We start from the raw sequence: 19,511 nt of genomic DNA, 5'->3' as shown, positions 1-19,511 counted from the left end.
AGGTCGACGGCATGGCTTCCGAAGCAGACGAGGAGAAGACCGGGCGGCCCAGCGCGGCCGGGTCGTCCGCCGCGGCCGGGTCGGGTAGGACCTCGACGGCCGCCGGCGCGGACGGGTCGAGTACGGACCCGAAGGCCGCGGGCGCGGAGCAGGCCGCCGTCGACCCGAAGGTGACCGCCGCGATCGCCGCCGCCGAGGCGGCCGGGCCCGCGGACGGCGTCTCCGTGCGCGTCGACAGCTGGATCTGGGCCGTCCGTCTGGCCAAGACCCGCTCGCTCGGCGCCAGTGCCTGCAAGGGCGGGCATGTGAAGGTCAACGGCCAGAACGTGAAGCCGTCGCACACCCTCCGGGTCGGCGACGAGGTGCGGGTGCGGCAGGAGGGCTGGGAGCGGGTCGTGATCGTCAAGCGCCTGATCCGCAAGCGGGTGGGCGCCCCGGTCGCGGCCCAGTGCTACGTCGACAACTCCCCGCCCCCGCCGCCGCGCCAGTTCATCGGCGCACCGGCCGGCATCCGCGACCGCGGCACAGGCCGCCCCACCAAGCGGGACCGCCGCGATATGGAACGTCTGCGCGGTCTCATGGACTCGGCCACGGCGGCCCGGACCACCCGCTCGGAGGGCGACGGACCACGGGAGCAGGGACCTCAGGAGCGGTGACGTGACGGCCATGCCGTGACATGGGTCAGTGGCGTCCGGCGAGCCGGAAGGCTCGGGCCGGACGCCACCGTCTTCGTCGGGTCACGCCCGCAGTCCCACCCGTCGCAGCAGATCGGCGTTGTGCCCGCGGCGGGCCCAGGCGATGAGGGCCAGGGGGACGATCAGGATGAGCGGTGTCGCCGCGTTCTCGCCGTTGAAGACGGTGAGCTGGACGACGAACGCACCGACCATCAGAGCGCTCAGCGCGACGGCGGCCACCGATTGCAGCACCGGGACCAACAGCGCGATGCCACCGGCCAGTTCGAGCGCGCCGATGACGTACATGCCCGTGCTGCCCCAGCCGATCTTGTCGAAGGAGTCGACGGCCACGGAGTTCGCGATCAGCTTCGGCAGGGCGCTGGCGACGACGTAGAAGAGGGCGAGCACCACCTGGAGGGTGCGCAGGGCGATCCGGGCCCGACGGCCGCGCGTGGTCTCGGACTCGGCGACGACGGGACGGCGGGCGGCGGCGGTGACGGTGACGGGGGTGGTGGTCTGGGACATCGTGGTCTCCTGTGATGAGCGGTTCCTGTCGCTTTCACAGAGGTAGACCGGGCCTCGCCCCATAACTCATCGCGGATCCCGCAACGTTGTCGGACTGGATCGGACCGTTGCGCACCGGAGCGGGCTAGAGCGGGAACCACCCGTGCCCGATGTACCAGTGGCCGCCCGCCCGCAGATGGTCGCCGACGGCCCGTTCCACGGCCGTCCGCCGGGGCAGCTTCTCGACCGCCAACTCCGGGTCCCCGAACACGAACTGGACCGGTTCGGCGTCGGACGGCTCGGCGTCCGCGCGGGCGAGCCGGAAGCGTTCCTGGAAGCGGACGATGTTGGAGTACTCGGGCAGGTAGTCCCTCAACTGCGGGTCAAGCAGCCAGGAATGGCAGAGTCCGGCCCGGTACTTCTCCTCGGGATAGTGCCGCGCGAAGAACTCCCGCGCCAGCGCCAGCGAACGGTCGCAGGCGGCCGGTGACAGCGGGCCGAAGAAGTCGGGGATGTGGAGGTTGAGACAGGCCGTGCCGGCGGTCGCGTCCAGCCCGGCCGCCGTGACCGCCCGCGCCGTGCGCTCCCCGAGGCGGGCCCGCTCGAACTGGAGCCGGCCCAGCTGGTACAGCTCGCCCCGGAAGTGGTGGGTCAGCCACCAGGGGGCCTGCACGCCCAGCTTCCCGTACCGCCTGCGGTGCACCACCATGTTCCGCCCGAGGTCGGCGAGAGTGCGCCGGGACACCTCGTCCGGCACGCCCCGCGCCCGGTGGTACGCCCGCGTGTACGGCAGCGCCGCGACGAACACGAACACGGGGAAGCAGCGTTGCAGGTCCCCCGACGGCCAGTCGAGCTCGGGCAGGTCGACCGCGGTGCCGACCTCGCCCATCCCCCGGACCAACTCATCGACCGACGCCTCCAGGAACCGCAGCAGTTCCGGGTCCTCGGTCACCCGTCGGCCGATCTGGACGAGTTCGTTGATGTCCTCGTGGGGTACCGCCAGGTCGAAGAGTGTCTCGGCCAGTTCCTCGGCTACCGGAAGCACGTGATGAACCCCCTGCACGTCATGGACCCGCACAGACCCGTATGGGCCCGTATGGATCCGTATGGACCCCTTGTGGTGGACCTCCGCACCGAAGAGTACGTTGCAGAGAGGAACGGTGATCAGCGATGCGTACCGGCAGTGAACCGACGACCGCGCGCAGTGCCCTGCGGGCCCGCTTCTGGCTGACCGTGTGGGGGCTGGTCTGGACGGTCTTCGGCACGGTCGCCTTCGCCCTCGCCGGCCGTCCCGGGTGGGCGCTCGCCTGCGGGGTGCTGTGGCTGGTGATCACCGTCGACCTGGCGTTCGTCCTCCGGCACATCCGGCAGGGTCCGCACTATCAGCCGGGCAAGGACATCCCCCCGTACCGACCACCGGAGAGCCGCCGGCGCTAGCCCGGAAGGACTCCCGGAAGAGCTCCCGCGACGGCCCCGGTCAGGACTCGAAGTCGGCGTGCCGCAGGTACTGCGGGTTGGGGTCCAGCGCGGCGGCCAGCCGGAAGTGCCGCTTGGCCTGGTCGGGCAGGCCCCGCCGCTCGTAGGTGCGGGCGAGCGCGAAGTGCGCGTACGCGTTGTCCGGCTCGCGCTCCAGGACGATCGTGAACTCCAGCTCGGCGGGCCGCAGTTGCGCGGCGGCGAAGAAGGCACGCGCGCGCAGCAGCCGGGCGGCGGTGTTCTCGGGGTGTGCGGCGATCACTCCGTCGAGCAGCTTCACCGCGCCCCGCGGGTCCCGTGCGTTGAGCAGTTGCTCGGCGGCACGGAAGTCGATGACATGCGTCTCCGGAGTACGTCCGGTCGAACCGCTGATCTCGGGCACGGCAAAGTCCTTCCCTGTCTCAAGCAGTTCAACGCCCCGACAGCGGGCCGCTATTCCTCCGACGCCCCCGCCGCCCGCCCCGTCCCGTACGCCCCACCCGTCAGTTCCGCCCACACGTCCTTCACCCGGCGCTCCAGGTCCGCCAGAGGTACGTCGTTGTCGATGACGACGTCCGCGATGGCCCGGCGCTGCTCGCGCGTCGCCTGGGCGGCCATACGCGCGCGTGCGTCCTCCTCGGTCATGCCGCGCAGCCGCACCAGCCGGTCCAGTTGGGTCTCGGGACTGGCGTCGACGACGATCACGACGTCGTAGCGGGGGGCGAGGCCGTTCTCGGCGAGGAGGGGCACGTCGTGCACGACGACCGCGTCGTCGGCGGCGGCCGCTTCGAGTTCATGGGAGCGAGCGCCCACGAGGGGGTGCACGATCGAGTTGAGGACGGCGAGCTTCGCCGGGTCGGCAAAGACGATCGAGCCCAGCTTGGGGCGATCGAGACTGCCGTCCGCGGCGAGCACGTCCGCGCCGAACGCGTCCACGACCGCCGCGAGACCGGGCGTACCCGGCGCCACGACCTCGCGCGCGATGCGGTCCGCGTCGATCAGCACGGCCCCGCACGCGACGAGCAGCCGTGACACCTCACTCTTGCCGGCGCCGATACCACCGGTCAGACCCACCGTCAGCATGAGCGGCAGCTTAGAGCCTGGCACCGACAGAGGCGATGCCAGGCCTGAGCCGCCGACCGGCCGACTGCCCGCCCCGCTAGTTGTCGCCCTCGCGCTCCGCCAGGAAGCGTTCGAACTCGAGCCCGATCTCGTCGGCGGACGGGATGTCCACCGGCTCGGCGAGCATGTTGCCGCGGCTCTCGGCGCCCGCGACCGCGTCGTACTGGTTCTCCAGGCCCGTGACGAGGGCGGTGAGCTCCTCGTCGCCCTCCTGGATCTGCCGGTCGATCTCCGTCTGCGTACGGTGCGCGTCCGTGCGCAGACCGTGGGCGAGCGTGGGCAGGACCAGCCCGGTGGCGGCCGTGATGGCCTCCAGGGCGGTCAGGGCCGCGTCCGGGTACGGGGAGCGGGCGATGTAGTGCGGCACGTGCGCGGCGACGCCCAGGACGTCGTGTCCGGCCTCCATGAGGCGGTACTCGACGAGGGACTCGGCGCTGCCGGGGACCTGCGCCTCGTCGAAGGGGCTGCGGTGGCCCGGGACGAGGTCCGTGCGGTTGCCGTGCGGGGTCAGGCCCACGGGGCGGGTGTGCGGTACGCCCATGGGGATGCCGTGGAAGTTCACCGCCAGGCGGACTCCCAGCCGCTCCACGATCTGCTCGACGGCCTTGGCGAAGCGCTCCCACTCCACGTCCGGCTCCGGGCCCGACAGCAGCAGGAAGGGCGCTCCGGTGGTGTCCTGGACCAGCCGCACGTCGATGGTGGGCTCGTCGTAGTCGGTCCACTGGTCGCGCTTGAACGTCAGCAGCGGGCGGCGGGCGCGGTAGTCCACGAGCCTGTCGTGGTCGAATCTGGCCACGACCTGATGGGGCAGCGAGTCGAGGACCCGATCGACGATCTGATCGCCGGTCTCGCCCGCGTCGATGTATCCGTCGAAGTGGTAGAGCATGACAAGACCGGCCGACTCCTGCGCGAGCGCCATGTCGACGACAGCCAGGCCTTTCGGCTCCCATGCGTACAAACCCTGCGGATCAAGCACAGTGACCGCTCCTCCTCGTGTTCGTACTGCACAACACGCCCAGGGACACGGGCATTCCCACCCGCGCCCCTGATCAGGCCTCTCTTACTGCCTTTTCATGCCCTTCTTCATGCCCTGCTCCATGCCTGCCGGGCCGGCTCAGGAGGAGAGCACGCGCGTGTGCAGGGCGGTCACCGCCTTCCGCGCCGAGGTGAACGCCCCGTGCTGCCAGGCGTCCGTGTAGCTGAGCCAGTCGCCGGCGAAGTACACGCGCCCGGTCGGCTCGTTCAGCGGCTTGTAGCGGGGGTCGTCGGGTCCGCCGGGGGTGCTGTGCCAGGCGGCTTCCAGGTGGGGCGTCTGCCGCCAGTGGTGCGAGAAGGAGGACGCGAGTTCGCTGCGGTACTTCTCCCCGTAGATCTTCACGCCCGCGGCCACCGCCCGCGCCTCGCGCGCCTTCGGCGTGAGCTTCGCGTAGCTGTCGGCGTCGTCGCCGTAGTTGTAGTACCCCACGAGGACCCCGCGTTCGCCGTGGAAGCCGTACGAGGGATGCCAGATGTGGGTGACGTCCTGGTCGGTCTCGGTGATGCCGCCGTAGATGCCGTGGTCGAGCTCCCACCAGCGGGACCGGTACTCCAGCCCGATCTTCGCGGCCGAGGACGGCGTGATCGCCTCCAGCGCGGACTGCACCCCGGAGCCGAGGTTGTGCGGCACCTTGGCGAGGATGTTGGGCGGCAGCGCGGCGACGCAGTAGTCGGCCTCGACGACCTTCGTACGACCGCCCTGCGCATACGTCACCGACACCCCGCGCCCGGTGTCGCTGATCTTCCTCACGACCGCGCCGGTACGTATCCGATGGGCGCCGACCGCCTTGCTGAGCGCCTTGGGGATCTGGTCCATGCCACCGACCGGCTGGAACATCAACATGGCCTGGTCGAAGCCGAATTCGAAGGAGAAGTACCGCCCGACCCCGCTGGCGAAGACCTCGGAGGCGCTCGGCACGTCCCCGAGCAGTACACCGGGGGTGCCCGCGGCGGCCGGAACGGTCGTGTACCCGCGCCGTTCACCGCCCTCGTACGCCAGGGTGTCGCCCAACTCCCCCCAGTCCTTGAGGAATTCGACCAGCCGCTCCTGGTCGGTCGCGGTCAACTCCTTGTCGAGCGCACCCTTGTCGGTGGCCTTGGCGAGCAACTCCGAGACGTAGCCGTACACATCGGCCTTCGCCGTGCGGTACCGCACCGGCTTCGTCATCCCGGCGGACTCGTTGTAGAGGTACGCGTCCGCGTTGACGTTCGTGAACACCTCGATGGGAACGCCGAGTTCACGACAGTAGTCGAGGGTGACCATCCACTGCGGGATCCGGGCGGGCCCACAGTTCATGTACTGCCCGTCGTGAAAGCGGGCGGTCTGCGTGTTCCCGTAGAGGTCGGTCGTCCTGTCCCCACCGCGCACGGTGAAGTTACGCCCACCGGTCCGGTCCCTGGCCTCCAGGATCGTACAGTCGTAGCCGGCCTTGCCCAGCTCGTAGGCGGTGGTCAGCCCGGCGATGCCACCCCCGACGATCACCACCTTCGCGGCCCCACGCCCGGTGACCGTGAAGTCCCCGGCCCTGAGCCCCCGAAACGGCTCCTCCCGCCGGGCCGCCTCCGCAGTGGGAGCAAGGCCGATGGCCCCCATCGTGGCGAACATGGCCCCAGCCCCACCGGTGCCCCCGACCTTACGAAGAAACGCCCGACGACTGGTCCCGGGCGTGTACTGAGCGTCCACCATTTTCGGCTCCTTTTCCCGATCACGACGACCGGGTGGAGCCTCCCAACACCGAGTTACGCCCCAACGGCTACTGGTGTATCCCGCACGTTTCTGCAAGACCGAGGGGGTCCGACTCAGGGGCGCGGGGAACTGCGCGACCAGCCACGAACTACGCGCACCCGAAATACAGCCCAAAAGCACTGAAGGACCGCACCTCGAAAGGTACGGCCCTTCAGTTCAAGAACTACTGCTCAGTGAGCGTCAGCTCTGTCCACCGGCGAGCTTCTCACGCAGCGCGGCAAGCGCCTCGTCAGAAGCAAGCGCACCGGAGGTGTCCGCACCCTCGGAGGAGTACGAACCGCCACCGCCGCCGCCACCCACACCCGCGGCGGCCGGCGCCGCCGCGTCGCCACCCTCGGCGGCCGCCGCGGCGTCCGCCTCACGGGACTTGATGACCTGCTGCTGGTGCTGCTCGAAGCGGGTCTGCGCCTCGGCGTACTGGTTCTCCCACACCTCACGCTGGGACTCGTAACCCTCGAGCCAGTCGTTGGTCTCGGGGTCGAAGCCCTCGGGGTAGATGTAGTTGCCCTGGTCGTCGTACGACGCGGCCATGCCGTAGAGCGTCGGGTCGAACTCGACCGAGGCCGGGTCGGCACCGAAGGACTCGTTGGCCTGCTTCAGGGACAGCGAGATCCGGCGACGCTCGAGGTCGATGTCGATGACCTTGACGAAGATCTCGTCGTTGACCTGGACGACCTGCTCCGGGATCTCCACGTGGCGCTCGGCCAGCTCGGAGATGTGGACCAGACCCTCGATGCCCTCGTCCACGCGGACGAACGCACCGAACGGAACCAGCTTCGTGACCTTGCCGGGCACGACCTGGCCGATCTGGTGGGTCCGGGCGAACTGCTGCCACGGGTCTTCCTGGGTCGCCTTCAGCGACAGGGAGACACGCTCGCGGTCCATGTCGACGTCGAGAACCTCGACGGTGACTTCCTGGCCGACCTCGACAACCTCGGAGGGGTGGTCGATGTGCTTCCAGGAGAGCTCGGAGACGTGGACCAGTCCGTCGACGCCACCCAGGTCCACGAAGGCACCGAAGTTGACGATCGAGGAGACCACGCCGGAGCGGACCTGACCCTTCTGGAGGGTCGTGAGGAAGGTCTGGCGGACCTCGGACTGCGTCTGCTCCAGCCAGGCACGGCGGGACAGGACCACGTTGTTGCGGTTCTTGTCCAGCTCGATGATCTTGGCCTCGAGCTCCTTGCCCACGTAGGGCTGGAGGTCGCGAACGCGGCGCATCTCGACCAGGGAGGCCGGGAGGAAGCCACGGAGGCCGATGTCGAGGATGAGACCACCCTTGACGACCTCGATGACGGTACCGGTGACGATGCCGTCCTCTTCCTTGATCTTCTCGATCGTGCCCCACGCCCGTTCGTACTGGGCGCGCTTCTTCGAGAGGATCAGGCGGCCTTCCTTGTCCTCCTTCTGGAGAACAAGGGCTTCGATCTCGTCACCGACGGCGACGACCTCATTGGGGTCGACGTCGTGCTTGATCGAGAGCTCGCGGCTCGGAATGACACCTTCGGTCTTGTAACCGATGTCGAGGAGAACCTCGTCCCGGTCAACCTTGACGATGACGCCGTCGACGATGTCACCATCGTTGAAGTACTTGATCGTCTCGTCGATGGCGGCGAGGAATGCTTCCTCGTTACCGATGTCGTTGACCGCAACCTGCGGGGTGGTGGCGGTGGTCTCGGTGCTGCTCGTCATGTGGGAAAGGGCTCCGGTACGGACATTGAAGTCGTAGGTACTGCTACGCCGGGAGCCCGTATCGCTCTGAAGAAGCCGGACAGCCTAGGAAGCGCCCCAACAGCAACTGGCGAACCAGGTACTGGAGATGGCGCCTCGACAACCGAGGGGACATACAACAGATGCGAGCGCAGCCTGCTACGTCTGAGGAGCGCAGGCCCGCAGCGCAACTTGTAGCATACGGGGGCAGCCGGACAGGGTCAATGCGCGAAGGCGCACACCCGGGGCGGATCGCCGCATACCCGGCACAAGAACTGTCTCTGGAGGCCACGCGGGCCTTGGGACACCTCTTCCGTGACACCCGTGGACGCCCTCGGGCGCCCCGGATCGGAGGGAAGAGTACGACGAGGGAGCCGATCATCCAAGAGTCCGAAGCGGCCGAAGCGTTCGAGGCATCCGGGACGCACGAGCCGGAAGCGACGCGGCGTCAGGCCGACATCACGGAGAGTTCGCGGGCCAACCGGGGCTGGTGGGACCGCAACGCCGACGAGTACCAGGTCGAGCACGGCACCTTCCTCGGTGACGACCGTTTCGTCTGGAGTCCCGAGGGGCTCGACGAGGTGGAGGCGGAGCTGCTCGGTCCGCCGGAGGAGCTGAAGGGGAAGGACGTCCTGGAGATCGGCGCCGGCGCGGCCCAGTGCTCGCGCTGGCTGACCGCCCAGGGGGCCCGTCCGGTCGCCCTGGACATCTCCCACCGCCAGCTCCAGCACGCGCTGCGCATCGGCTCGGCGTTCCCCCTGGTGTGCGCCGACGCGGGCGCGCTCCCCTTCGCGGACGGCTCCTTCGACCTGGCGTGCTCGGCGTACGGGGCGCTGCCCTTCGTCGCGGAGCCGGTGCTGGTGCTGAAGGAGGTGCGGCGGGTGCTGCGCCCGGGCGGCCGGTTCGTCTTCTCGGTGACGCATCCGATCCGCTGGGCGTTCCCGGACGAGCCGGGCCCCGAGGGCCTGTCGGTCTCCGCCTCCTACTTCGACCGCACGCCCTACGTCGAGCAGGACGACGAGGGCCGCGCGGTCTACGTCGAGCACCACCGCACGATCGGCGACCGGGTCCGGGACGTCGTGGCGGGCGGCTTCCGGCTGGTGGACCTGGTCGAGCCGGAGTGGCCGTCCTGGAACACCTCGGAGTGGGGCGGCTGGTCCCCGCTGCGCGGGAACCTGATCCCGGGCACGGCCGTCTTCGTGTGCGTAAGAGACTGACCGCGTGATCCGTCACGACGCGCTGGACGCCCTTCCGGTCCGTGGTGCGCTGCCCGCGCTGGGCGACGCTCTGGAGGGACACGGCACAGCGGTCCTCGTCGCGCCGCCCGGCACCGGCAAGACGACCCTCGTCCCGCTCGCCTTGGCGGGCCTGCTGGGCGACGGGCCCGCGCGCCGTGTCGTCGTCGCCGAGCCGCGCCGTATCGCCGCCCGGGCCGCCGCCCGGCGGATGGCGTGGCTGCTCGGCGAGCGGGTCGGCGAGAGCGTCGGGTACACCGTGCGCGGCGAGCGCGTCGTCGGGCGGCACGCACGCGTGGAGGTCGTCACGACGGGTGTGCTGCTGCAACGGCTCCAGCGCGACCAGGAGTTGGCGGGCGTCGACGTGGTGGTGCTCGACGAGTGCCACGAGCGTCATCTGGACGCGGACACCACGGCGGCGTTCCTCTGGGACGTGCGCGAGACGCTGCGGCCTGAACTGCGCCTGGTGGCCGCGTCGGCGACGACGGACGCGGCGGGCTGGGCACGGCTGCTGGGCGATGCGCCGGTGGTCGAGGCCGAGGGCACCTCGTACCCGGTGGAGGTGGTCTGGGCGCCGCCGGCACGGCCCGTACGGCCGCCGCACGGCATGCGCGTGGACCCGGCGCTGCTCACGCATGTGGCGACGGTGGTGCGGCGGGCGCTGTCCGAGCGGGACGGGGACGTGCTGTGCTTCCTGCCCGGCGTGGGTGAGATCGCGCGTGTGGCAGGTCAGTTGGGGGACCTCGGAGACGTCGACGTGCTCCAGGTGCACGGGCGGGCGCCGGCGGCCGTGCAGGACGCGGTGCTGGTGGCGGGTGCGCGGCGCCGGGTGGTGCTGGCGACCTCGGTCGCGGAGTCCTCGCTGACGGTTCCCGGGGTGCGGTCGGTCGTCGACTCCGGTCTTGCGCGGGAGCCGCGGGTCGATCACGCGCGCGGGCTGAGCGCCCTGGCGACCGTACGGGCCTCGCAGGCGGCGGGACGGCAGCGGGCGGGGCGGGCCGGACGGGAGGCGCCGGGGGCGGTGTACCGGTGCTGGGCGGAGGCGGAGGACGCGCGTCTGCCGCGTTTCCCGGCTCCGGAGATCAAGGTGGCCGACCTGACCGCGTTCGCCCTCCAGACGGCGTGCTGGGGCGATCCGGACGCCTCCGGCCTGGCCCTCCTCGACGCACCGCCCGCCGGCGCGATGGCGGCGGCGCGGGCCGTGCTCACGGCGATCGGTGCGGTGGACTCCGCCGGACGGGCCACGGACCGGGGAGTGCGGCTGGCCCGGCTGGGGTTGCACCCGCGACTGGGCCGGGCGCTGCTCGACACCTCGGGTGCGGGCGCCGAGGTCGTGGCCTTGCTCAGCGAAGAGCCACCACGGGCGTACGGGGACGATCTCGCCGCCGCGCTGCGGGCGGCCCGGCGCGGCGGAGACGCCTACGCGGGACGGTGGCGCCAGGAGGTACGCCGGCTGCGGGCCGCCGCGACGGACACCGCCGAGCCTCGCACCCGGAACGCCCACGCGAAGGCCACCCCAAGCCCGGGCGACGACCACCTCGTGGGTCTCGTCGCCGCCCTCGCCTTCCCCGAGCGCGTCGCCAAGGCCGAGGGCGGCTCGTACCTCATGGTCTCCGGCACGCGCGCGGAGCTCGGCGAGAGCACCGGGCTGCGCGGCGCCCCCTGGATCGCCGTGGCCGTCGCCGACCGGCCCGTCGGACGGGGACACGCGCGCGTGCAGCTCGCGGCGACCGTCGACGAAGGGGTCGCCCGATCCGCGGCGGGCGCGCTGCTGACGGAGCGCGAGGAGGTGCACTGGGCCGACGGGGACGTCGTCGCCCGGCGCGTGGAGCGGCTGGGGGCGATCGAGCTGGCGGTGCGGCCGCTGAAGAAGGCGGACCCCGTCCTCGTACGCGAGGCGCTTCTGGAAGGGCTGCGGCAGGAGGGGTTCGGGCTGTTGCGGTGGACGGCCGATGCCCTCGTCCTGCGTCAGCGGCTCGCGTTCCTGCGGCTGCGGCTCGGGGAGCCGTGGCCCGATGTGAGCGACGACGCCCTCCACGCGCGCGTGGACGAGTGGTTGGAGCCGGAACTGGGGCGCGCCCGGCGGCGGGCCGACCTCGGGCGGATCGAGGCCGGGCAGGCGCTCGGCCGGCTGCTGCCGTGGGCCACGGGCGAGGCCGGGCGGCTGGACGAACTGGCACCCGAGCGGATGGCCGTACCGAGCGGGTCCAGGATCCGGATCGACTACGGCGATCCCGAGCGGCCCGTGCTCGCAGTGAAGCTCCAGGAGATGTTCGGGCTCCAGGAGTCCCCCGCCGTCGCCGGGGTGCCGCTGCTCGTGCACCTGCTCTCCCCCGCCGGCCGGCCCGCCGCGGTCACCGCCGATCTGGCGTCGTTCTGGCGGGACGGCTACAAGGGCGTGCGTGCCGAGCTGCGCGGCCGGTATCCGAAGCATCCGTGGCCGGAGGACCCGGCGACGGCGGAGCCGACGCGGTACACGAACGCGCGGCTCAGGCGGTGACCGGTTCCGGTGTCGACGACTCCGCCGGTTCCGGGTCGGCCGGGCGGCGGCTGCGGGCCTCCAGGTAGAGGGAGAGCGACAGGAGGAGGACGCCGAGGCCCAGGAAGCCCCAGGGGAGGTACGAGGTCAGGAGCAGGACCAGGGTGCGGTTGGACTTGACCAGGTCGACGGTGTGCTCGATGTAGTCCTCGCGCATCTTCACGTCACCGGCGAACGCCGTCACCTTGTCCTTGTCGCCGAGCAGCGTGCCGCCGCGCAGTTCCTCCTTGTGGACCTCCTCGCCGTTGACGGGGGCGCCGGTGACGGGTTCGACCCAGAACTTGCGGACCGTGGTGTACCAGCGGGTCGTGCCCGTCTTGGCGATCGAATCCGGCGTGATGCCCTCGACGGGAAGGATCTTGGGGAAGGGGACCTTGGTCCAGGGGATGGTCTGCTCGAAGTAATAGACCTTCAGGCCACGGAAGTTCTGGGTGCCCTTGTAGTGGATGGGCGCGCTGGTGCGGGTCTGCGCGTCGAAGTAGACGTAGTCCCGTTTCTCGGTCAGGAAGGGCCACTTGAACTCGATGCCCTGCCGTTTCACCGGGTCGTTGTCGACCATCTCACCGGCGGCGTGGACGGGTTCCTGGGAGTGGGCGTCGAAGATGTAGCGCTCGGGGAGCTTGGAGACCATCTTGCCGTCGGGGCCCTGGACATAGGAGAGGCTGTCCCAGACGACGACGTCCTTGCCGTACGACTTCTCGACCTTGTCGGCGGCCTCCACGTTGCCCTTGAGGGTCTGCACGACGGTGACCTTCGGGACCTTCTTCGCGGTCATCGTGCCGTAGTCGAGGAGAGTCGCGTTCTTCGCCTCCAGGACCATGTCCTGGTACTGGTTCGCCGGGATCTTGGCCAGGCGCGGGAAGGCGTACCAGCGCAGCAGCGGGGACAGCGCCGTGCAGAACACGGCGAGGGCGAGCAGGACCAGACTGGCCTTGCGGCGCATCTCGGCCTCCCGGGCGGACGGCTACGGGTGTGCGGGGACCGTCGTCAGCAGCGGTTTCGGGGACGTCTTGCCGGCCGGCGAGCCCATCGCGGTCATCGTGAGGACGAGCGCGAACGCCAGGGCGAGACCGGTCGCGGCGGCGATCAGGGCGCGCATGCCTGCCTCCCGACGGACTGGAACCAATGGACGGACGGGAACTGATACATCGTCAGGTCCGGCACCGTAGCAACGGGTGGGCGAGATGAGAACAGGTTCTACGCATACAACAACGACGGCGCCCCTTCGGCGAAAGGGCGCCGTCGTGGTCGTACAGCGGGCCGCTAGGAAGCGGCGCTCTCCGACGCGCTGGGCGACGGGCTGGGTGAGGGAGACGTCTCGGCCGGTGCCGCCACCGTCAGTTCGACGGTGAGGGTGGCACCGCCCGCCGTGGTGATGCGGAGCAGGTAGGTGCCGGCGGTGTCGTCCGCGTAGAGCTTGGGCAGCTTGATCAGGCCGTTCGCGTCCGTCGTCAGACCCGTGAGGGTGCGTACGGTCTTGCCGTCCGCGTCCTTGAAGTAGGGGCCCTTGTCGTTCTCGGTGGCGTCGTCCGCCGACTTGATGAGAGTGGCGGTGGCCGCGACCTTGCCCGCGACGGCGTCCTTGTAGGTCGCCTTCACCTCGACCTGGTCGGCGAACTCGCCGCCCGGGACGCAGGTCAGCGCGGTGTCGCTGGTGCGGGCGAGGGTGTCGGCGACGCGCTCGGTGACCGTGGCCTTGTAGTCGAGGGCGGTGACCGAGCGGCCGACGACCGTGGCGCGGACGGTGAAGTCGCCGGTCTTCTCGCCCGCCTGGAGCGCGGGCGCGACGGCCACGCCGGAGGCGTTGGTGACGACCGTGGCGACGCTCTCGCCGCCGGTGAAGGTGGCGTCGGTGGTGCCGACGACGGTGAACCGGACCCGGACCTTGGCGACCGTCTTGCCGGCCTTGGTCTCCGCCTTGGTGCTGATCTTCTGGGCGAACGCCCCGCCCGCCGTCGCGGTGAGCTTGGCGGTGCCCCCGTCCTCCAGGTGGTCCACCGTGTCGGTGGGCGTCTGCGGAGGCGTCGTGGGCGGGGTGCTCGGGTCGGTCGTCGGCGGTGTGCCGGGGTCGGACGGCTTGCCCGGGGTCGAGGGCGTCGACGGCGTCGAGGGCGTGGAAGGTGTCGACGGCTTCGGGTCGGGCTGGTCGTCGTCGCTGCGGTTCGAGGGGACGGAGCCGGTGCCGTCCGGGATCTCGTGCGTGCCCTTGCGGTAGTACTCCAGCCACGACAGGACCGTGTTGAGGTAGTCCTGCGAGTTGTTGTAGCTGAGGATCGCGCGGTTCAGGTCCGCCGGTACCGACAGGTCCCAGCTGTAGCGGCACAGGTAGTGGCCGGCGGCGAGGGCGGCGTCGTAGACGTTGTTCGGGTCCTTGACCCCGTCGTCGTTGCCGTCGCGGCCCGCCCACTCCCAGGTGGACGGGATGAACTGCATCGGCCCGACGGCCTGGTCGTACGTGCTGTTGCCGTCGTACTGACCGTTGTCGGTGTCCTGGATGAGTGCGAAGCCGTTGCCGTCGAGCTGCGGTCCGAGGATCGGGGTGATGGTGGTGCCGTCGGCGGTGACCTGGCCGCCGCGGGCCTGGCCCGACTCCACCTTGCCGATGGCGGCGAGCAGTTGCCAGGGCAGGTTGCAGCCGGCCTTGGACCGGGCCAGCTCGTCGGCGGCCTTCTTGTAGGCGTCCAGGACGGTCGCGGGTATGCCGGCCTCGCCGTCGCCCTGCACGACCGGGGTGCCCACGGTCGGACTCGGCGCGGGGTTGGGGCTGTTGAGCGGCGGCAGGTCCGTGTAGTACGGCGAGTTGCCGGTCGCGCCGCCCTCGTCGGAACCGGTGGCTTCGGGCGCGGACTGGGCGTCGGCGGCGCTGGTTCTGCCGTGGTCGTCGGCCGTGACACCCGGTGCCTGGGACGCGGACAGCGCCGCGACCACGACCGCGGCCACCGCGGTGGTCGCCGCTCCCTTGCGCAGCCTCATACCGAATTGCGCCGCCATAGAGTGAACCAGCCCCTCCGGTGGACGCGCCCGTGCGTCCGTCGCTGTCTGCCGCGGGCCTGTTGGGCCCACCCTGTTGTGACGATCAACCCGGTGCGTCGGTTGCCCTCGTCACGGATTTCGGTGCTTTTCTCACCTGTTCGACCGCGCTCCCCCGAGTTCCATCGGCACGCCGACCCAGGCGACCCTACGACAACTTCTTTTGCACCGGCACCCGTTCGTGCCCGGTTTTCACCGGTTGGCCATATGCGGTTGGCGCCTTGTTGCGGCCCGCATACTGGACCGCAGCGACCACCCCGGCCGACCAGGAGTTCTCTTGCCGTTCACCTTGAGCCACGCGGCCGCCGTACTGCCCGCCGTGCGCGCCGACGGAACGGGCCGGGGCCGACTGGTTCCGGCCGTGCTCGTGGCCGGTTCCTTCGCACCCGACATGACCTACTACGCGGCGAGTGCCCTTCCCGGGGCAATGGAATTCGGCGAGTTCACGCATTCCTTCACGGGCGTCCTGACTTTCGACGTCCTGGTCTCCTGGACGCTGGTCGCCCTGTGGCTGCTCCTGCGCGAACCGCTCGTCGCCCTCCTCCCCCGGTCCCGCCAGTCCCGTCCCGCCGCTCTCCTCCGGTGCGGCGCGCCCCACGCGCGCGTGCGACCCGCCCTGGTGGCCCGGTGGTACGTCTCCGCCGCGCTCGGCGCGCTGACGCATGTCGTGTGGGACGCGTTCACGCACCACGACCGCTGGGGCGTCCGGCTGCTGCCGCTGCTGGACCGGGAGTTCGGGGGCTCGCCGCTGTTCTGGTACGTCCAGTACGGCGGCTCACTGGTCGCCGCGATCATCATCGGCGCGTTCCTGCTCCACGCGCTGCGCCGGACGCCCGCCGCGGCCGGACCGATGGGCGTCCCCGCCCTGTCGGCACGCGACCGATGGTGGGCCGGCGCCGTGATCGGCGGCTGCGCGCTGGTCGCGGCGGTGCAGCGGGCGACACGGTGGTGGGCGTACTGGGGCTCGACCGCCAAGCCCTGGGAACTGATCCCCACGGTCTGCTTCGGCGCGGGCGCGGGGCTCGTGCTGGGGTTGCTCGTCTACGCCGTGGGGGTACGGGTGTGGCGGCCGGCGCCGGACGCGGAAGGCTCGGCGGGTGTGCTCACGGGGTCGAGTCGTCGGGGCGGGGACCGGCGAGCCGGATGAGGTGATCGCCCAGCAGGCCGGCCCAGAGCCGCCAGGCGGACGGTTCGCCCGAGCCGGTACGGGCGTCGAGGCCCGCTCGGGGCAGCCCGCGCCCCAGGACCAGGCCGGGTTCGGCAGGGATGCGGGCGGTGCTCGCGTCGGCCGCGAAGACCGGGACCGAGGTGAATGTCGGGCGGGGGCGCGGATCGGTGCTCGCCTGCGCTGACGCCGTCCGGCGATGGAGCGTGCGTATACCCATGCCCGCATCCTTGCGGGAGGTCGGGGAGGGGGGCGCTTTTGCGGGGGCCACGTGAGTGACGGGCCCTGCCGGGGGCTGCGTGAGTGAAGACGCCCGCGGGGCCGCGTCCGCACGGCCCGTGGGGACGCCGCCGAAGCCCCGCCCCGAGCCCGCCGCCGAGGCCTCGCCCCGGGAACCGGCTCGGCCGCTCGGCACGGATGGCGACCGCACACGCCACCCGCACCCCGCACCCGACCCCGGCCCCGGCCCCGGCCCCGGCCCAGCAGCACGGCCCGGACACCCGCAGCCCCCACCTGCCGAACCGCCGGAGGCTAGTGCGCCGCCGACTCCCAGTCGGGCCCCACGCCCACCGACACGTCCAGCGGGGCCCTCAGGTGGACGGCGTCGGCCATCTCGTGGCGGACGATCTCCTCCACCGCCGTGCGCTCGCCGGGGGCGATCTCCAGGACGATTTCGTCGTGGACCTGGAGGAGCATGCGGGAGGTGAGGTCCGCCGCGCGCAGGGCCTTGTCGACGTTCAGCATGGCGATCTTGACGATGTCGGCCGCGGTGCCCTGGATCGGCGCGTTCAGGGCCATCCGCTCGGCTGCCTCGCGGCGCTGGCGGTTGTCGCTGTTGAGGTCGGGGAGATAGCGGCGACGGCCGAAGAGCGTGGCCGTGTAGCCGGTCGCCCGCGCCTCGTCGACCGCCCGGCGCAGGTAGTCGCGGACCCCGCCGAACCGCTCGAAGTAGGTGTCCATCAGGACCCTGGCCTCGCCCGCGTCGATGTTCAGCTGCTGCGAGAGACCGAAGGCCGACAGGCCGTACGCCAGGCCGTACGACATCGCCTTGATCTTGCGGCGCATCTCCGCGTCGACGTGGTCCTTGTCGACCGAGAAGACCTGCGCCGCCACCGTGTTGTGCAGGTCCTCGCCGGAGGTGAACGCCTCCAGGAGGCCCTCGTCCTCGGAGAGGTGGGCCATCACGCGCAGTTCGATCTGGCTGTAGTCGGCGGTCATCAGCGACTCGTAGCCCTCGCCGACCACGAAGCCCCGGCGGATCGCGCGGCCCTCGTCGGTGCGGACCGGGATGTTCTGGAGGTTCGGGTCGGTCGAGGAGAGGCGCCCGGTGGCCGCGACCGTCTGGTTGAAGGTGGTGTGGATGCGGCCGTCCGTCGCGACCGTCTTGATCAGGCCCTCGACGGTGACACGGAGCTTGGCCTGCTCGCGGTGACGGAGCATGATCACCGGCAGCTCGTTGTCCGTCTGGCCCGCGAGCCAGGCCAGCGCGTCGGCGTCCGTGGTGTAACCGGTCTTCGTCTTCTTCGTCTTGGGCAGGCCCAGTTCACCGAAGAGGACCTCTTGGAGCTGCTTGGGCGAGCCCAGGTTGAACTCGTGCCCGGCCGCCGCGTGCGCCTCCTTCACCGCCTGCTGGACGGCGCCCGCGAACATCTGCTCCATGGCCTCCAGGTGCGCCCGGTCGGCCGCGATGCCGTGCCGCTCCAGGCGGGCCAGCAGGGCCGAGGTGGGCAGCTCCACGTCACGCAGCAGGTCCGCGGCGCCGACCTCCTGGAGCCGGCCCTCGAAGGCCTCCCCCAGGTCGAGGACGGCACGGGCCTGGATCATCAGGGCGTCGGCCTCGGCGCCCTCGTCGGTACCGAAGGCCAGCTGGCCGTCGGCCGAGGCCGCGGGAGTCAGCTCGCGGCCCAGGTACTCCAGGGACAGCGCGTCCAGGTCGAAGGAGCGGCGGCCCGGCTTGACCAGGTACGCGGCGAGCGCGGTGTCCATGTCGACGCCGGCGACGCTCCAGCCGTGCTCGGCGAAGACCCGCATCGCGCCCTTGACGTTGTGGAAGACCTTGGGCTTCGCCGCGTCGGACAGCCAGCCGGCGAACGCCTTCTCGTCGGCCTCGTCCAGCTGGGTCGGGTCGAACCAGGCGGCCGCGCCGTCGGACGCGGCGAGCGCGATCTCGGCGACCGAGCCGGTGCCCAGCGCCCAGGTGTCGACCGTGGCGACACCGAGGGTCGCGGTGCCGTGCTCGGTGAGCCAGCCGGGCAGCTCGCCGGTGGACAGGACCGTGCCGTCGACCTCCACGCCGTCCGCGACGACCGGGGTGCCCTCGGCCTCCTCGGCGCCCGGGTCCACGGCCAGCAGCCGCTCGCGCAGCGAGGGGTTCCTGATCTCCAGGGTGTCCAGGACCAGCGCGAGCGCCTTGCGGTCGTAGGGCTCGCGCGCCAGGTCGGCGACCGTCTTGGGCAGTTCGACCGTGCGCACCATCTCCGTCAGACGGCGGTTGAGCTTGACCGCGTCCAGGTGGTCGCGCAGGTTCTGCCCGGCCTTGCCCTTGACCTCGTCGACGCGCTCGACCAACTCGGCGAAGGAACCGAACTGGTTGATCCACTTCGCCGCCGTCTTCTCACCGACCCCGGGGATGCCCGGGAGGTTGTCGGACGGGTCGCCGCGCAGGGCCGCGAAGTCGGGGTACTGCGCGGGGGTGAGGCCGTACTTCTCCTCGACCTTCGCCGGGGTGAACCGGGTCAGCTCGGAGACGCCCTTGGTCGGGTACAGCACGGTCGTGTGCTCGGTGACCAGCTGGAAGGAGTCGCGGTCGCCGGTGACGATCAGCACCTCGAAGCCCTCGGCCTCGGCCTGGGTGGCGAGCGTGGCGATGACGTCGTCCGCCTCGAAGCCGTCGACCGCGAACCGCGACACGTGCATCGTGTCGAGCACCTCGCCGATCAGCTCGACCTGGCCCTTGAACTCGTCCGGGGTCTTGGAGCGGTTCGCCTTGTACTCCGTGAACTCCTCGGAGCGCCAGGTCTTGCGGGAGACGTCGAAGGCCACCGCGAAGTGCGTGGGCTCCTCGTCACGCAGGGTGTTGGCGAGCATCGACGCGAAGCCGTAGATCGCGTTGGTCGGCTGGCCCGTCGCCGTCGTGAAATTCTCCGCGGGCAGCGCGAAGAACGCGCGGTACGCCAGCGAATGCCCGTCCATGAGCATCAGCCGGGGCCGGTTGCCGCCGGCGGTTTTCTCGGTCTTCTTCGCTGCTGTCTCTGCCACGCCCCCGATCCTGCCACGCCGCACTGACAGTCGGCCC

At 71.0% G+C, this 19,511-nt stretch carries 17 protein-coding genes; 5 read left to right on the top strand and 12 right to left on the bottom strand.

Annotation, left to right across the window (positions count from 1 at the left end; genetic code table 11):
* Positions 1-11: 11 nt before the first annotated feature.
* Positions 12-656, top strand: a complete 645-nt coding sequence (locus ACWD5F_RS26230; protein ID WP_451257859.1) for an RNA-binding S4 domain-containing protein — start codon at positions 12-14, stop codon at positions 654-656.
* An 81-nt stretch (positions 657-737) separates the two neighbouring features.
* On the opposite strand, the gene ACWD5F_RS26225 is transcribed toward ACWD5F_RS26230, so the two are convergent.
* Both ACWD5F_RS26225 and ACWD5F_RS26220 read right to left on the bottom strand, forming a co-directional pair.
* Positions 738-1,199, bottom strand: coding sequence for a DoxX family protein (locus ACWD5F_RS26225; RefSeq protein ID WP_451257857.1), 462 nt, complete (start codon positions 1,197-1,199; stop codon positions 738-740).
* Positions 1,200-1,323: 124 nt separating this feature from the next.
* Complete coding sequence (locus ACWD5F_RS26220) at positions 1,324-2,223, bottom strand: acyltransferase domain-containing protein (RefSeq protein WP_451257855.1); 900 nt, start codon at positions 2,221-2,223, stop codon at positions 1,324-1,326.
* 125 nt (positions 2,224-2,348) lie between these two features.
* On the opposite strand from ACWD5F_RS26220, the gene ACWD5F_RS26215 reads away from it, so the two are divergent.
* Positions 2,349-2,615, top strand: a complete 267-nt coding sequence (locus ACWD5F_RS26215) for a DUF6343 family protein (protein ID WP_401727261.1) — start codon at positions 2,349-2,351, stop codon at positions 2,613-2,615.
* Positions 2,616-2,655: 40 nt separating this feature from the next.
* Here the strand turns inward: ACWD5F_RS26215 and ACWD5F_RS26210 are convergent, their stop codons facing one another.
* The 5 genes from ACWD5F_RS26210 to rpsA form a co-directional block, all read right to left on the bottom strand.
* Entirely contained in the window at positions 2,656-3,036 is a 381-nt protein-coding gene (locus ACWD5F_RS26210) for a tetratricopeptide repeat protein (protein WP_124004377.1), read from the bottom strand.
* Between the two features lie 50 nt (positions 3,037-3,086).
* Entirely contained in the window at positions 3,087-3,716 is a 630-nt protein-coding gene (gene coaE / locus ACWD5F_RS26205) for a dephospho-CoA kinase (protein WP_451257852.1), read from the bottom strand.
* Positions 3,717-3,792: 76 nt separating this feature from the next.
* The gene (locus tag ACWD5F_RS26200; RefSeq protein ID WP_401727263.1) at positions 3,793-4,731 is read right to left on the bottom strand and encodes a PAC2 family protein; all 939 of its coding nucleotides are present in this window, start codon (positions 4,729-4,731) and stop codon (positions 3,793-3,795) included.
* Between the two features lie 138 nt (positions 4,732-4,869).
* On the bottom strand, positions 4,870-6,396 hold the full coding sequence (locus ACWD5F_RS26195; protein WP_451257850.1) for a flavin monoamine oxidase family protein: 1,527 nt from the start codon (positions 6,394-6,396) through the stop codon (positions 4,870-4,872).
* Positions 6,397-6,717: 321 nt separating this feature from the next.
* Positions 6,718-8,229 (bottom strand): 30S ribosomal protein S1, encoded by a 1,512-nt coding sequence (rpsA, locus tag ACWD5F_RS26190; RefSeq protein WP_451257848.1) that lies wholly within the window; start codon positions 8,227-8,229, stop codon positions 6,718-6,720.
* Between the two features lie 242 nt (positions 8,230-8,471).
* Here rpsA and ACWD5F_RS26185 point away from each other — a divergent pair, with 242 nt between their 5' ends.
* Complete coding sequence (locus ACWD5F_RS26185; protein WP_451257846.1) at positions 8,472-9,464, top strand: class I SAM-dependent methyltransferase; 993 nt, start codon at positions 8,472-8,474, stop codon at positions 9,462-9,464.
* A 4-nt stretch (positions 9,465-9,468) separates the two neighbouring features.
* On the top strand, positions 9,469-11,982 hold the full coding sequence (gene hrpB / locus ACWD5F_RS26180) for an ATP-dependent helicase HrpB (RefSeq protein WP_451257844.1): 2,514 nt from the start codon (positions 9,469-9,471) through the stop codon (positions 11,980-11,982).
* Here hrpB and ACWD5F_RS26175 read toward each other — a convergent pair.
* From ACWD5F_RS26175 to ACWD5F_RS26165, 3 genes are all read right to left on the bottom strand, one after another.
* Positions 11,972-12,964 carry a DUF3068 domain-containing protein gene (locus ACWD5F_RS26175; RefSeq protein WP_451257842.1) on the bottom strand — a complete coding sequence of 331 codons (993 nt, stop codon included), beginning with the start codon at positions 12,962-12,964 and terminating at the stop codon, positions 11,972-11,974. The two genes, hrpB and ACWD5F_RS26175, sit on opposite strands and share 11 nt — an antisense overlap.
* Positions 12,965-12,985: 21 nt before the next feature.
* A complete protein-coding gene (locus tag ACWD5F_RS26170; RefSeq protein WP_124004370.1) occupies positions 12,986-13,120 on the bottom strand; it encodes an SPW_0924 family protein in 135 nt (44 codons plus the stop codon).
* 164 nt (positions 13,121-13,284) lie between these two features.
* On the bottom strand, positions 13,285-15,012 hold the full coding sequence (locus ACWD5F_RS26165) for a lytic transglycosylase domain-containing protein (RefSeq protein WP_451257840.1): 1,728 nt from the start codon (positions 15,010-15,012) through the stop codon (positions 13,285-13,287).
* Positions 15,013-15,328: 316 nt separating this feature from the next.
* Here ACWD5F_RS26165 and ACWD5F_RS26160 point away from each other — a divergent pair, with 316 nt between their 5' ends.
* A complete protein-coding gene (locus tag ACWD5F_RS26160) occupies positions 15,329-16,198 on the top strand; it encodes a DUF4184 family protein (protein ID WP_451257838.1) in 870 nt (289 codons plus the stop codon).
* On the opposite strand, the gene ACWD5F_RS26155 is transcribed toward ACWD5F_RS26160, so the two are convergent.
* On the bottom strand, positions 16,155-16,436 hold the full coding sequence (locus tag ACWD5F_RS26155; RefSeq protein ID WP_451257836.1) for a hypothetical protein: 282 nt from the start codon (positions 16,434-16,436) through the stop codon (positions 16,155-16,157). The two genes, ACWD5F_RS26160 and ACWD5F_RS26155, sit on opposite strands and share 44 nt — an antisense overlap.
* Before the next feature lie 311 nt (positions 16,437-16,747).
* Positions 16,748-19,474 (bottom strand): DNA polymerase I, encoded by a 2,727-nt coding sequence (gene polA, locus ACWD5F_RS26150; protein ID WP_451257834.1) that lies wholly within the window; start codon positions 19,472-19,474, stop codon positions 16,748-16,750.
* Between the last annotated feature and the right edge of the window lie 37 nt (positions 19,475-19,511).

The sequence above is a fragment of the Streptomyces sp. NPDC002499 genome (assembly GCF_053595415.1).
The sequence above is the reverse complement of the archived record's forward strand: the minus strand, read 5'-3'. Positions and strand labels throughout refer to the sequence as shown.

Excerpts from the sequence above, each read along its gene's own strand:
- ACWD5F_RS26230 (WP_451257859.1), top strand. The coding sequence starts at position 12 with ATGGCTTCCGAAGCAGACGAGGAGAAGACCGGGCGGCCCAGCGCGGCC.
- ACWD5F_RS26225 (WP_451257857.1), bottom strand. The coding sequence starts at position 1,199 with ATGTCCCAGACCACCACCCCCGTCACCGTCACCGCCGCCGCCCGCCGT.
- ACWD5F_RS26215 (WP_401727261.1), top strand. The coding sequence starts at position 2,349 with ATGCGTACCGGCAGTGAACCGACGACCGCGCGCAGTGCCCTGCGGGCC.
- coaE (WP_451257852.1), bottom strand. The coding sequence starts at position 3,716 with ATGCTGACGGTGGGTCTGACCGGTGGTATCGGCGCCGGCAAGAGTGAG.
- ACWD5F_RS26195 (WP_451257850.1), bottom strand. The coding sequence starts at position 6,396 with ATGTTCGCCACGATGGGGGCCATCGGCCTTGCTCCCACTGCGGAGGCG.
- rpsA (WP_451257848.1), bottom strand. The coding sequence starts at position 8,229 with ATGACGAGCAGCACCGAGACCACCGCCACCACCCCGCAGGTTGCGGTC.
- ACWD5F_RS26185 (WP_451257846.1), top strand. The coding sequence starts at position 8,472 with ATGCGCGAAGGCGCACACCCGGGGCGGATCGCCGCATACCCGGCACAA.
- ACWD5F_RS26175 (WP_451257842.1), bottom strand. The coding sequence starts at position 12,964 with ATGCGCCGCAAGGCCAGTCTGGTCCTGCTCGCCCTCGCCGTGTTCTGC.
- ACWD5F_RS26170 (WP_124004370.1), bottom strand. The coding sequence starts at position 13,120 with ATGCGCGCCCTGATCGCCGCCGCGACCGGTCTCGCCCTGGCGTTCGCG.
- ACWD5F_RS26165 (WP_451257840.1), bottom strand. The coding sequence starts at position 15,012 with ATGGCGGCGCAATTCGGTATGAGGCTGCGCAAGGGAGCGGCGACCACC.
- ACWD5F_RS26155 (WP_451257836.1), bottom strand. The coding sequence starts at position 16,436 with ATGGGTATACGCACGCTCCATCGCCGGACGGCGTCAGCGCAGGCGAGC.